Source organism: Spiroplasma endosymbiont of Panzeria rudis, from assembly GCF_964019705.1.
GTDB classification, from domain to species: Bacteria; Bacillota_I; Bacilli_A; order Mycoplasmatales; family VBWQ01; genus Spiroplasma_E; species Spiroplasma_E ixodetis_A.
Genome location: NZ_OZ026460.1, coordinates 763,656 through 777,848 on the forward strand (window position 1 = coordinate 763,656; position 14,193 = coordinate 777,848).

The 14,193-nt window shown below is 21.2% G+C and carries 15 protein-coding genes; 4 read left to right on the plus strand and 11 right to left on the minus strand.

What is annotated here, in order from left to right; translation table 4 throughout:
* Window positions 1-13 precede the first annotated feature (13 nt).
* From AACK89_RS04310 to AACK89_RS04325, 4 genes are read left to right on the plus strand one after another with little or no spacing between them, the layout of a single operon-like run.
* Complete coding sequence (locus tag AACK89_RS04310; protein WP_338977453.1) at window positions 14-1,453, plus strand: hypothetical protein; 1,440 nt, start codon at window positions 14-16, stop codon at window positions 1,451-1,453.
* Window positions 1,454-1,457: 4 nt separating this feature from the next.
* The gene (locus tag AACK89_RS04315; protein WP_338977456.1) at window positions 1,458-2,939 is read left to right on the plus strand and encodes a hypothetical protein; all 1,482 of its coding nucleotides are present in this window, start codon (window positions 1,458-1,460) and stop codon (window positions 2,937-2,939) included.
* A complete protein-coding gene (locus AACK89_RS04320; RefSeq protein ID WP_338977459.1) occupies window positions 2,933-4,288 on the plus strand; it encodes a hypothetical protein in 1,356 nt (451 codons plus the stop codon). Before AACK89_RS04315 ends, AACK89_RS04320 begins: the two co-directional genes overlap by 7 nt.
* Complete coding sequence (locus AACK89_RS04325; protein ID WP_338977462.1) at window positions 4,215-7,190, plus strand: hypothetical protein; 2,976 nt, start codon at window positions 4,215-4,217, stop codon at window positions 7,188-7,190. The genes AACK89_RS04320 and AACK89_RS04325 overlap by 74 nt, the downstream gene beginning before the upstream one ends.
* A gap of 361 nt (window positions 7,191-7,551) precedes the next feature.
* Here the strand turns inward: AACK89_RS04325 and AACK89_RS04330 are convergent, their stop codons facing one another.
* The 11 genes from AACK89_RS04330 to AACK89_RS04380 form a co-directional block, all read right to left on the minus strand.
* Window positions 7,552-8,994: a hypothetical protein gene (locus AACK89_RS04330; RefSeq protein ID WP_338977464.1), complete on the minus strand. Its 1,443-nt coding sequence runs from the start codon at window positions 8,992-8,994 to the stop codon at window positions 7,552-7,554.
* Between the two features lie 196 nt (window positions 8,995-9,190).
* Window positions 9,191-9,376 (minus strand): hypothetical protein, encoded by a 186-nt coding sequence (locus AACK89_RS04335; RefSeq protein WP_338977466.1) that lies wholly within the window; start codon window positions 9,374-9,376, stop codon window positions 9,191-9,193.
* Window positions 9,376-9,504: a hypothetical protein gene (locus AACK89_RS04340; RefSeq protein WP_338977469.1), complete on the minus strand. Its 129-nt coding sequence runs from the start codon at window positions 9,502-9,504 to the stop codon at window positions 9,376-9,378. The genes AACK89_RS04335 and AACK89_RS04340 overlap by 1 nt, the downstream gene beginning before the upstream one ends.
* A 3-nt stretch (window positions 9,505-9,507) precedes the next feature.
* Entirely contained in the window at window positions 9,508-10,062 is a 555-nt protein-coding gene (locus AACK89_RS04345) for a hypothetical protein (RefSeq protein ID WP_338977472.1), read from the minus strand.
* Complete coding sequence (locus AACK89_RS04350) at window positions 10,055-10,780, minus strand: ERF family protein (protein WP_338977474.1); 726 nt, start codon at window positions 10,778-10,780, stop codon at window positions 10,055-10,057. Before AACK89_RS04350 ends, AACK89_RS04345 begins: the two co-directional genes overlap by 8 nt.
* 14 nt (window positions 10,781-10,794) lie before the next feature.
* On the minus strand, window positions 10,795-10,965 hold the full coding sequence (locus tag AACK89_RS04355) for a hypothetical protein (RefSeq protein ID WP_338977476.1): 171 nt from the start codon (window positions 10,963-10,965) through the stop codon (window positions 10,795-10,797).
* Between the two features lie 128 nt (window positions 10,966-11,093).
* Window positions 11,094-11,285 (minus strand): hypothetical protein, encoded by a 192-nt coding sequence (locus tag AACK89_RS04360; protein WP_338977477.1) that lies wholly within the window; start codon window positions 11,283-11,285, stop codon window positions 11,094-11,096.
* Window positions 11,275-11,517, minus strand: coding sequence for a hypothetical protein (locus AACK89_RS04365; RefSeq protein ID WP_338977480.1), 243 nt, complete (start codon window positions 11,515-11,517; stop codon window positions 11,275-11,277). The genes AACK89_RS04360 and AACK89_RS04365 overlap by 11 nt, the downstream gene beginning before the upstream one ends.
* A complete protein-coding gene (locus AACK89_RS04370; RefSeq protein ID WP_338977482.1) occupies window positions 11,517-11,693 on the minus strand; it encodes a hypothetical protein in 177 nt (58 codons plus the stop codon). Before AACK89_RS04370 ends, AACK89_RS04365 begins: the two co-directional genes overlap by 1 nt.
* Before the next feature lie 246 nt (window positions 11,694-11,939).
* Window positions 11,940-12,428: a hypothetical protein gene (locus AACK89_RS04375; protein WP_338977483.1), complete on the minus strand. Its 489-nt coding sequence runs from the start codon at window positions 12,426-12,428 to the stop codon at window positions 11,940-11,942.
* 558 nt (window positions 12,429-12,986) lie between these two features.
* Complete coding sequence (locus tag AACK89_RS04380) at window positions 12,987-14,129, minus strand: Mbov_0401 family ICE element transposase-like protein (RefSeq protein WP_338977434.1); 1,143 nt, start codon at window positions 14,127-14,129, stop codon at window positions 12,987-12,989.
* Between the last annotated feature and the right edge of the window lie 64 nt (window positions 14,130-14,193).

The following is a 14,193-nucleotide window of genomic DNA, read 5'->3' on the forward strand; positions in this document are numbered from 1 at the left end:
GGAGTAAATTATTATGGCTATTAAAGACCCAATTTTATTTATAACAGTTGAAGAATTTAAATCATCTAAATATTTTAATGAATTATTATTTGATAAAGTTACTACTCCAGATAATGAAATTTGATTTGCAATATCTGTAGCAAGTAGTAATATTGATTACTTAAGTGGTTTTACTATTTCAAAAAAATGACCAGAAATAACACCAACTGATTTTACTGATAATATTCAAACAGCAACTACTCATTATGTTAGATTTTTATTAACTAAAGATGTAGATTATTTACGTGGTCAAGGTTCAATTAGTCAAGGTGGATTAACTTATAGTGAAACTAATCCAGATGACCCTTATTTTATACCACCAGAAGTATTTAATTGTTTAAGAAAAATTAAAGAATATCCAAATATTAAAGGTTTTAATTTAAAAGGTATAGAACCACAAAAAAATAATTGATTTAATAAATTTATTTCAAATTGTGGTGAAGATAGTCCTTTAAATGCATACATACCTTATAATAATATAAAATCATTAGATTCTAGAACTAAAATTACTATTATTCATCCACAAAATATGTTAAGACCAATTGTTAATATTGATACTACTGGTATTAATACAAGTACTACTATACCAGATTTTAAAAGTCCCAAAGAAACTATAGATATTAAATATTATGAATCTAATCATACTGTAAATGCAGATATTAGTAATAAAATACAAAATGAAATAGATAAAAAACAAAATAAAAGTGAAACAGTTTTTATTTGAAAAAATAGTATTGGTTCTAGTGGTAAATATGATGGTGGTGGCTATTTAAGTATGTCTAATAAGCAAATTACTAGTCTTGGAACTCCTACATCACCAAGCGATGCAACTACAAAACAATATGTTGATGATAAAGTAAATATTAAACAAGATAAATTAACTGCTGGTGAAAATATTACTATTGATGAAAATAATAAAATTAGTGCTACTGGTGGTGGTAGTGAATCATTATGAGAAATAGACCAAAATAGTCCAAATATAATACAACCTAAAGAAAAAAGAATTATTACTTTAAATAATACTAGAATGGTTGATATAGCAGACCCTATACAAGCACAAGATGCTGTAAATAAAAGATATGTTGATAATAAGATACAACCAATTCCAAGTATTCCACAATGAAAAGAAGTAGGAACAAAAGTTAATATAAATCATATTAAATATGATTTTAAATCAAATACTAAATATAAAATTTATTATAATTTTGAAAGTCAATCAAGTAGTAAAAAATTTGCTTTTATTTGTAAAGAATTTTTATATGGTGAGTTAAATACTGATGTTCAAACTTTGGATTGAGATAAAGTTAATGATAGAATAATGATTTCTTTACAAATGCAAAATGATACTATTGCTATTGTTAGTGACCCTACAAGATATGGTCAACTTTTAAAATTAGAAGAATTACAGGAATAATATTATGAATAAAGAATTTACTTATTTACATGAAATTAGTTATTGATTATTAAATAAAAGTGATTTTACTCATAGTGAATATAATTTAAGTGGAAGTAGATATTCAAGTAAAACATATAGTATTGCAGAAGAATTAGCAATATTAATTGCAATTTCAATTAAAGTTAATAAATCAATTGCTGTATATTGTTTTAGAAAATTAAATAAAGATATTAATGATTTAGTTAAAGAAATTTATAATGCTTTAATAACAATTGGATTAAATGATTATAAAGATTTTACTTTAAAATATCCAAATAAACAAGCAGATTTTCGTTTTAAAGGTAGTAAATCATTTATTAGAGTTATGGGTGTATATAGTAATAGTAATGATAGAATCCCTTTAAAAGGCCTTTCTCGTAGTGAAATAAAAGGTTTTGATTTAGCCATTGAATGATGTGAAGAAGCCAATGAATTTAGTCAACAAGAATTTCAAGCAATAACATTTGCATTAGGTAATGCTAAAAAAAGAATAAAAATAAAAAGTTGTAATCCAGATAATATTTATCAATATTTTATTGAATATATGAATAAAATTGTACCTTTTAATTTAGAAATAATGAAGTCTAAAAATGAACAAATTAAATCAATTTTTGATAATAATATATTTAAATTATTTCATTATTCAAATTGAAAAGTAAATTCTCATAATTTGACATTAGATATGATTAATGATTTAGAAGAATTAAAAATATTAGACCCTATTAAAGCACAAAGTTGATATTATGGGGTACCTAGTATTCTTACTGGTGCTATATTTGCAAGATATTTAGATAAAGTAAATACTACATTAGATTTTCAAGTTTCTAAAATAACTGGTGGTTTAGATATAGGTATGGCAACAAGTTCAAGTGGTCATCCAACTGCTGCTTCATTATGATTTATTGGTAAAAATAATATTGGTAGAAGAGCACATAAAGAAAGTGAATTTTATCATTCAAATGTAACAATGCAATATAAAGATACTGATACTTTAGCAAATGATATTATTAATTATTATTTAAATGAAAGTAAACGTTATATAGCAATGTTATTTGGTTTTACTTGTTATGTTGATTATGGTAATGGTGGATTAGTATTTATTGATGTTTTAAAAAGTTGAGTTAAAAAACGTAATATAACATGATTAAAATTTATAGCAGTAGATAAATCAACATTATATTTAAATGATAGAATTGATTTTACAACAATTTGTATGCTTAAAAATATTATTAGTTTTAATTGAGAAAGATGTCCAGAAACTAAAAGACAATATAGTTTAATGCAATGATTAGATAAAAAGAAATTAGATAGTAATAATAATACTCCAAAAATGTTAGATTTACATGATGATACTTGAGATAGTGATATGTATGCTTTAATGCATGAAATGAAATGATTAATTAATGGTATTAATAATAAATTATTAATTAATAAAAATAAATTTAATGGTGATGAATTATGATAAATACAATGGAATATTTAAGTTGTGATAAAAGTAATTGATATATTGATATACCTATGATTATTGCTCAAAAATCAACTAAATTATGATTAGGTAAAGGTTTTTTATTTAATTCAAGTAAAAAAGAAATATTAGATTATCTTAATGAAATGAATTTAAAAGATAAATGATTAGAAAAATTTTATAAATTTGGTTTACAAAATAGTTTAATGGGTAAAGTATTTATTATGATTATAGTTAATGAAGATAATAGTAAATCACTTAAAATATTACCTAATAGTTTTTGTGGTAGAGTTGCTAAATATAATGAACAAGAACAATCAGCAGAATTTTATTTTATTAATGAACAAGCAGATAGTGCAACTTTAACATGAGTAACAATACAAAATGGAAAAGTTAAATATGAAACATATAAAGATAATAATAAAGATATTATTTTAGGTTCTACAAGAACAAAATTAAAACCAAATATTACTCCTTTAAAAATTTATGAAATTAAAAATCCATTTAATTATATACCTATTTTTGAAATAACTAATTTACCAATTATTAATTTATATGGTAATGCTACAACTTTAAATGCTTATCCAGATTGTACACCAGTATGAGATTTAATTTGAGATTTAAATCGTGTAATTAGACAAAAAAGATTAGAAAGAGAATTAAATGTTACTACTTTATTTGCTGCTTTAGATAATGAAACAGTTAAAGAAATGCAAGAAAATGGTAATATTGTAGAAAATCCTAAAAAAGATATGTTTGTGAATGTTGGTAGTGCTGGTTATGATAAAAATGGTAATGGTGGTATGCAAATTATTCAAGGTGACCCAAAATTTAATGAATATTGATTAGATTATAATGGTACTGCTAAAGCCATATTTAATGGTGCTGGTTATGATTATGATGAACATGGTAATGATGTTTATACTAATAAAACACAATCAATGTTTAATAATAAATTTGATATGGAAACAACAGAAATAAAAATAGCATTTTATAGTGCTTATTTTTATCGTATATTTGATTTATTACTTATTAGTGAAAATTTATGAAATGGTATTGGTGAAAAACCTTATAGTTTTAAATTTATTCCTATAGCAATGACTGACCAAATAATACAAGACCAAATTATTAATTCAAGATTAAATAATGGCACAATGACAATAACTGAAGCAATTGGTGAATATGATAATATTGACCAACTTATGGCTGAAAATAAATTAGAAAATATTATTAATGAAAATCAAAAATTAAATAAAGATTTAGGAGGTAATAATAATGAGCAGACACCAACAAATACAATTAATGAAACACGCTCACATGAGATTAAAAATGCAACAAATATTAATTAAAAGACAATCACATTGAAAAATATTTCCATTTATTATAAATAATGGTGCAATACCTTTAACTGAAACTGGTTATAAACCAATTAATAGTAAAATAAGTGATTTTGGTCAATATGAATTAATATTAACTGGTAATACTCCAGTTGTATGTATTTGAAAAAATAGTACAAAAATATATCAAAAAAATAAAGGTAAAATTGACCCAAATACTCATAAAGCGAAAGGTCAAGATGAATTTTATACAAAACAATATAAAATTGGTGATTATTGAAATGCTTATTTAATTGATGATACAAGTGGAGTTGATTTTAGTAATTTACCAAATAATCAAATATTTAAAACTGTACAAACTAAAAGACAATATACTTTAGTTATGTTTGAAGAACATATTACAATTGATGATTATTTACAATTCTTTTGTGTATTTAATGATGAAAATGAAAATATTGGTGGTAATACAGGTAAAAATCAAGATAGACAATTATTATATATTTCAAATGTAACAAATTATTATAGTCCTTATAATGGTGCATTTAGTATGCAAGTATTAACTTTTAGTAGTTTAAATGATAGAGTAATAAGTAGTGGTCAAAATACACTTGATTTTGTACAATATGCAAGCTCGGGTAGTGGTTATGCTTTTCCTACTATTCAACAAGGAAAAGTAACATTAAATCGTACTTTAATGCGTGATATAGGAGTAAGATATTCTCATAGACAAAGTTATGGATTAGAATTATTATCAAGTTGTTATTATTATGGAAGACCTATTATTCAAGGTCAAGAACCTATTCAACAAAATAATGAAGAAATATTTGAAAGTAAAGTATTTTCTTCAAGAAGATTATTTATTGCTGGTAATAATGAAAAATCTACAACTAATATTAAAAATAATGGTGGTTTACTTGCTGGTATAAATGATAAAATAACAACAAGTAGTCATCCAGAAACTACATTTTATAATATTATGGATGCAAAACCTACTGGATTTACTAATTTTAAAAATTTTACAGAATGATTAAAAACTTCATTAAATTTTCAAGATAATTTATTTGTAACAAAAGATTTTAAAGGTATGTTATCTTTTGATAAAGATAAAGCAAGATTAAGTAATGCTGAAGATATTGGTAATGCTAAGTTTTTTTGAGATAGTGAATGAAATATAAATAATATTTCTGGTAATTATAATGTAGATATGAGTAGTAATTTTAAATATAAAGACCCAGAATCTGGATTAATTATTGGTTCACCAACTGTAGATTATTCAAAAATAAGTCAAAAATATATGTCAGCAATATTAAATTTTAATTCAGTTGTATTTAGTCCTTTAATACAAATGCCTTATGATTCAAATCAATGATTACCTTTTGCTTTAAGTGATATTCCTTTAATTGGTAAATTATTAAATGCTTTAACATTAGGTATTTGAAGTAGTTGAGTTATTACTCAAAATTTTCAACAATATAAAAAAATGTTATATTTTAATGGTTTTATGAGTGCATTTTTTACAAGTAATTTAGAAAGTATTATTGGTAATGGTGGTTTAATTCCTTTAAATGTATTTACAAATGATAATGATTTTACTATTGGTAAATTATTAGGTGCAAATGTTTCAACAACTGCTATGACAATGAAATTAAGTGATAGAGTAAGTGTTTATCCATGAGACCCTAGTTCTGGTAAGAAATTAGAAACTAAAGAACAAATAAGTACAGTTGATTTATCACAAAAGAAAAATAATAAAGTTTATATTTTAGCAGAAGATACTGAATTTTTAGATATTGCTTCACCATTTACAAATGAAGATAAAGATTGTCAATGAAATCCTACATCAAATGGAGTAATTGACGGTTCAAATTATGCTTATATTATTGATACAATTGTTACACAAAGTTTACATCAAGGAGAAGAAAGACATACATTTTATAGTGATAATCCATTTACTTATCAAGGTGATTATAATGAAATATCAGTTGCTCAATTTCGTTATAATAATATGGGTTATTTAACTGGTAATGCTTTTAATTGAACTACTTTATATAAATTAAATCATGATGAATATGAAGAAAGTGAAGAAACAACATTTAGTTATCCAGCAAAAATATTACCACCAAGTCCACAAAATATAGCAAAATCAATCGTTATTATTCCGGATTTAAAAATTGATATGACAGCAAATAATTTACCTTTAACAGATACAAGTTCAATACCAGTAAAAGATAATACTGAAAATTGATGACAAGTAAATAAAAGTAAACAAGTTAATTATGAAGTTGATTTAAAATCATTATTAGACCCAACATTATTAATTAATACTTTTAATGATTTAAAACGTTATTATAAGAGTATAACTATATATTATGATTATGATATTAAAACCGAAAAAGCAATCCATAATAATTCAATTCCAACTATAACATCAACTTTGTATACTGATTTTTACATAGAAGAAAAATTTTTAAATCCAAAAAAAGATGTTGGTTTTAAAGAAATTCAATTAAAAGATTTAATTTTTAGAGATATACCACCACGTAATGGAAATCATATTTATCATTGAAATCATAATAAACAAGGTACTACGGTACAACTTGAAAGAGAAAGCGGGATATCATATATGTATGGAAGAACTGATACTGATTACCATTTAAATGGTTATAATTTTACTATAAATGATAATGGTAATGTTGGTGGTTGAAACATAAAATATGAAAATAATCAATTATTAGGTTTTTGTATAGTTAATAACTATCTTAAATGAAATTTTTATTTACAAACAACCATAGGTAAAATCGAAGATATGTGATATATTACAGGTAAAATTGGTGAAAATGATAAAGCATACGCTAGCATATATATTAATAGTATTAAAGCAAATATATATAAAATAGTACTAAATTCAAGATAATTATGATAATATAATATTATTAAATAATAAAGGAGTAAATGATGGATACAAAAAAAAATGTTACAATTCATGAAATAGAAAAAGACAAATTTACTACTAAACTTTTTAATAATAATTTTTTTCTAATTTCTGTTACTATAATATCTATAGTAGTTTTAATGATAATAGTTGCTTCTCTATTTTTTGCATTCTTTTGAAAATAATATTCCCCCACAATCTTAAATAATGTATAATAAGATTACTTACTTATGTAAGTATATGAAATAAAAGTTCTCAAACTTATATTGTTGTTAGGTTGGCACCTAATTAAAAAGTTACCTTAATTGGTAACTTTTTGTTTATAATTAATAGATTTAGTAAATTATACAGCAGCAATGGAACATACTCCTCTACCAATTGTTGCTACTCCATTAATAATATTGCCAATTACAGGAACAGAAGTTCCAACAGTACCAGCAACACTAATAACAGTACCAACACCACTGGTAGCAAGTCCTATACCATTACATTTTGATATATTTTGTAAGTCTTTAACTCTTTTATCTAATTCATTAATTTCATTTTTTAAATTTTCAAAACTATCTTTTAATCCTTGTACATTTTTGTTTAATTCTTCTAATTTTCAGTCGTGTTCTATTAAGTTTGAAATATAATTTCAATCTCTAATATAACCTTTAATTATTTCTTTTTCTGTATTTTTAGCATTTCATTTTTGACTTTCAGTATATGTTTTCAAAATTTCAATTTTTGTTGGTAAATTTTGATTATAATCATTAATGTGTTCTAGTCATTGTATAACTTTTGAATCGTTTGCTATAAAATTATTTAATTCATTAATTTTAGTTTGAGTTATATAATTAAATATTGGTTTTAACTCACCATAAGAATAATCTTTAGTGATAATACTAAACAGTTTCATTGAATAAGTTGAACTAAAATGCGAATAATCAGTTTTTTTTACAATAGAAATATTATTGGCATTAAAATTAGGGTATTTCTGTTTAAGTGCTCCAATAATGTTATTGTTATTATTATCCATAATCACTCCTAAATAAATATTTATATCTTTATTTCAATCAGGAAAATCTCTTTGTAAATTATCAAGATATTTATTTGGATAAGAATTTTGATCATTACTATCTACTTCAGAACCTATATATGTATATATTTCTCATACCTCTTGATTATCCTTATCGAAATTAATTTTTATTCGATTTTTTTTACTACTATCCTTAAAATTATTATTAATTGATGAAAAAGACAAATGAGTTTGAAATCCAATTTTTTCAATATCATTTCAACTAACTCTTCAATCTAATTCAAAATTATTATTATTATACATAAAATATATTTTATCCTTAAACCTATCTGAAAAATGATTAGCTATATAATAATCATTACTACATTCAGAATTAATATAATAATCTTTTATAATTTCTTCTCAAAATTCTGGTGTAAATTCACAATAAAATTTTCCACCTGCTCAAAAACTGTAATCAATTTCATTTTTCTTATTATTTAGACTTCTTTTAACTATATTTCTGCTTTTTTCATTGCGATGTTTGTGTGGAATTGCTTCAAATTCAACTGGGTTTAAATTACTACTTCATGGTTTGATATCTAAATGTGTTTGATGATTTTTTGTAGAATTTAATTCTACACTAGTAATATTTTTGCTAGCTCAATCTTTAATCTTTTGATTATTATCAATTGACTTAGCATATATACCTTGATTTTCAGAATTAAATAATGGTGCACTTAATACTCATAATTTAAATCAATAACTTGGATTAAAATATTTCATTATAAATATTTCCTTTCATTAATAAATATGTGTTAAAAACAAAAAAAGAAAAAACTACTCTAATTTCAACGAATTAGAAAGGCTCTTCTTTTTATTTTATCTATTTAAATAAAAATATTTTCATTAAGTTTTTAACAATTTAATTATATACATAAAAATTTTAAAATGTGAAAATATAATTTTTTTAAAATTTAATTTAATTATTTTTATAATATTCTTTAATTTCTTTTATTTTATTATTAAAATCTAATTTATGTTTTTTACACATTTTAAAAAATTGAATTGTAGTATCTTCTAAATCTAAATTTTTTAAAGTAACTAATACTTTATTATTACAATCTTTAACAATACATTTTAGTAATACTTTTTCTTGTTTTTGCATTAATTATCTTCCTTTTTACAATTACATAAATTAATTGATATATTTAATTGTTTTAATTTTTTTAAATTTTCTGATGATTCGATAATTGCATTTTTTGTAAAAATATCCATTTCAAATTCTATTTTCATTATTTACTCCTTATTTAAATAATATCAACCAATTAATAAACTATCTGCTTCATCATGATTTGATATTTTTATATTTCATTCATATTTTTCATTTAAATAAAAACATATATCTTCACTTATTTTTTTATTTCAATTTTTTAAAGAAATATTAGTAATATTATTATCTATATATCATTTCTTTCATGAAGAAGGACTTATTAACATATTTTTTGTTAATAATTTATTAAATTGTCCAGCAATAAAACCACGTAAATGTTCTTGTGTTTCATAACCAATTCCATTTTTTGAATTAAAAGTACCGCGTTCAATAATTAAATCTAATTCATTATAAGTTATTATTTCTGTTTTCCTAATCATATTAATTATAAAAATTTGCATACCACTATGTACATCTATATTTTTAAAACTATAACTATTAACAAATATTGGTTTTCATTTGTATATGTATTCTATTTCATTATAATTAACTTCACATTCACTAATTCTTTTTGTTTTTTCTCATAAAGTAAATCCAGTATTTTTAATACTTGGGTCAATTGAAAGTAAATAATTATTCATAATTTCTATACTCATTTTTATTATTATTTTTTAAATTTTTAAATCTTTCACGAATTTCTTTAAATTTATCAAATAAAATTTTTAAATAATTTTCACCCATTAATATTAAAAAATCTTTATTATTATTTGGATTTAATCTTTCCATATCTTCTCTTATACATTCATCAAATAAAACTGTATTTGTAATCATATATTTTTCAAAATAATCTAATTGTTTTTCACTTGGTTCTCATTTTTCATTAGATGCTTTTATATTATTAACGTAATTATTTTGATATTTATTATTATTTTGTATTAAATTAACATTATCATTATCTGGGTCAAGTTCATCTTCACTTAATAAAAGTAAATTCATTAAGAAATATCTATAAGCATAAGTTTCTGCACTACCTTTTGCTTTTGCTATATCTGTATTTTTAGCACAAGCAAGTATATCAAAATATTTAATTTCTTTATCATTATCTAAATCAATAATTGTATATCTTTTAAAATAAGTTATTTCTACTTCTTTAGTATCTAAATAATTTATTTTTCTATCTGTTGTTAATATATCTTCATGTGTAATAACAATATTTAATTCTTTACATAATAATTTAAATTTATTAAAAATATCACTTAATAATCAATATTTATAATTTCCAAATTTATTAAAACCATTTTTAGGTGTACTACCAATTTCTAATTGTAATTTAAGTATTTTTTTATATAAATTATTCATTATAATCACTCTTTCTATTTTTTATTTTTTTTAATTGCATTTTTAATTAAATTTCTTACAAATTCAGATACAGTTATATCTTTTTCTTTACAAAAATCTTTTAAGTTTTGAAATTCTAATTCTCTAAATCTAATTATTAATATTTTATTTAATAATTCTTTTTTAGATATATTTTTAGGTGACATTATTATTCACTACTTTCTTTTTTAAAAGCATTTTTAATACTTTCACCATATATACCATTTTCAATATCTTGAAAAAATTGTTGTAAATTATTTGTTATTTCTTGAAAACTTTTATTTTTCATTATTTATTACACTCCTTTAAAATTTTCTAATTGTAATTCATTAATATAATATTCATATAAGTAATCTCAATTATTTGATGTTAAATACATATCTTCTTCAATCATGTCATTAATACATTTATTACAATAATAATTATTATCAATTCCATGTAATTCAGAAAATCAAATATATTTTTCATTATGTATATTACATTTCATTTTTAAATTCCAATTTATCTTTTATTATTTGATTTTTTCTAATTATTTCTTGTTCTAATGAATAAATATATTCTGACATTCTATTTATTATTAAATTTATATAGTGTAATTCTTCGTCAATATTATTAAATGCAATAGTTCCTATTTTATTTTTTAAGTTTTCTAATAACTTTTCCATATCTTTTTTCATTACTATATCACTCATTTGTTTTTGATTTTGATTAAAATTCATTATATTTTTTCTCCTTTTTGTAAAATATCTTTTATTATTTCTAATTCAGTCATTGTAATTTCATTTACTTTAATAAAATTTTGTAATTTTTCAATTTCTTCTTTATACTCTTTAATATTTTCTTTATGTTGATTAATTCTGTCATTAATATATTCTAATGGTGTATTTTTAATCATTATTATCACTCATTAATTTATAAAAACATTTATTACAAGTTCTATTCCCATATGATGAATTTTTATGACAAATATCACATGAACCTTTAATTCTATATTCTCTACATTCCATAATTATTTATCCCTTTCTATAATTTTTAATATTTCTTGTATTTCAATATATTTTTTATTTTTTAATAATTTTTCATTACATATTTTTTTTATTAATTCTATTTTTTCAACATTTAATAACATATTTAATTTCCTTTAATACTTTAAATAAAATATTTTTTCATTATGAGTTTCTATATTTTTCATTGGTGTAATAATATAATTTATTGCTAAATCATTATGTTTATATGGATTATTGATTTTAAAACTTTTCATATCTTGTTCTCATGTAATGTTATATTTAAAACATTCTTGATTTTTATCATTTTTAAAAATATAATAACCATTATATTGTTCATAAAATTCACAAGATATTAATTCATTTTCATTTCTAGTAATATTTGGAATATTTTTAATATATTTTAAAATATCACTACCTTTAACACTTTCAATATCTTTTGTTATTGATTTTTTACCTAATTTATAATAAAAATCTTCAATTATTTTTAATGCTATTTTTTTATTTTTTTCATCAATAATAGTATCTTTAATAGGAAATCATGTTTCATATTCACCAATTTCTAATAACATACCTTTAGTTGTTTCTTTAATTTTATTTTTAATATCTAAATTAACATTAATCATTACGTTATCCTTTCTATGTATAAGCCTTATCACCTACAGTGATAAAAGGCTTATATACTAATAACTACTTATTACTATACGTAAGGCTTATGCTACTGTAGGTAGCAAAGCCTTGGAGGGTAGGGGTTCTAGGGGAAGGGAACCAAAATTTTTGAAATTTTCAAAGAGCAACACAAAAATTACTATTGGAATATTCCAGCACAATAGCCTAAATAATTTTTTTATTTAGTTATGTAATAATTAATTACTTTAATAAAGTGCTGGTTTAATAAAATAATTAATTATAATTTTTTAACAATTAAAAAATGAGAGTATTATCTCTCATTTAAGTTTTTATTAAACATAACCATTAACTTTATACGCCCAGACAGGGTGAGTAAAGTTAATAGTTATAATTTAATTTTCTTTAAATAAAAGACAACATTAAATTATTTAATTGTATTTACATTATATACTATTTTATATTATTTTACAAGTTTTTTAGTGTATAGATTTTAATTATTTTAAAACTAAAATTCCTAACTATTTAGGTTTAAGATTTATTAAATTTTTAACAATTTAAAGTAAAAGATTTAATTTATTAATTCTTGCTGAATTAATGATAAGCATATTATCAAGTACTTTATCATTATAAATTTTAGCACCATATCCTTTTAAAGATTTAACTAAATGTGAAACATCACTTTCAGCACAAACACCTTGATTTCAATTTTCTTTTTGATTTATAACTCCTTCTTTATTATTTTTAAAATATTTATATATTTGTTCATCAACTTTATTTTCTTTTAAAAAATCTAATAATTGATAATATTCACCATTAACAAATAAATCATATGCATTTGTTAATTTTTTATTATCTATTTTTCTATTAAAAATAAATCCTTTTTTAAGTGCTTTAAATGCATGATGTCTATCAATTACATAAGGAATATTTTCATTTTTAGCAGAAGTTTTAATTCAAGGCGCACCATCACCAATAAATACTAAACTACTTTTATTATAAATATATTGTAAATCAAGAAATTCATAAATTTTATTAATAAATTCTTGTTTTTTAATTCTTTGACCATTTTTAGTTTTCATATAAGTAATTTTTTTATCTTTTAAAACATTTCTACTTTTAGTAGATTTTTCTAAATCTTTTCCTTTATTTGCACTAATTGTACGAATACGATTTTTTTGTTTTTTATTATTAAATAATGAACTAATAAAACAATCATCCATATTTACAAATAATTTTTCAGTTGGTAATACTATCTTTTTTTCTGTTACTTTTTCAACATTTATTACTGCATTTTTCATTACATTAGTCATATATGTTTTAGAAAAATTAGTATTTTTTATTATATCTTGTACATCAGATTGTCTTTTACCATTACCTGAATTTTTTATTATTGTATGTTCTAAACTAGTAAGTGTTCTTTTTCTTTTTTTAAGTTTTATATAATCATCTAAAGGATAATAATATTTATTAGTTTCTAATATTAAATAACCTCTACGATAAAAATTATTTATTTTACCATATTGAGTATTTGGACTTCTTTTTGCTGTTTTAACATATTTATATTTAGTTTTATCATATATATTTTGATGTCAAAAATCATCATATGCTTTTAATAAATTTGTGAAATAATTTAAACCATTATTTTTAATTTGATTATCAAGTTCATCATAATTAAGTTCATTATTAAGAAAATTCATAATATTATTTCCTTTCTTAATTTATGATTTTTATTATAGTAATTTTAGAAAAAAAGTTTGGAAA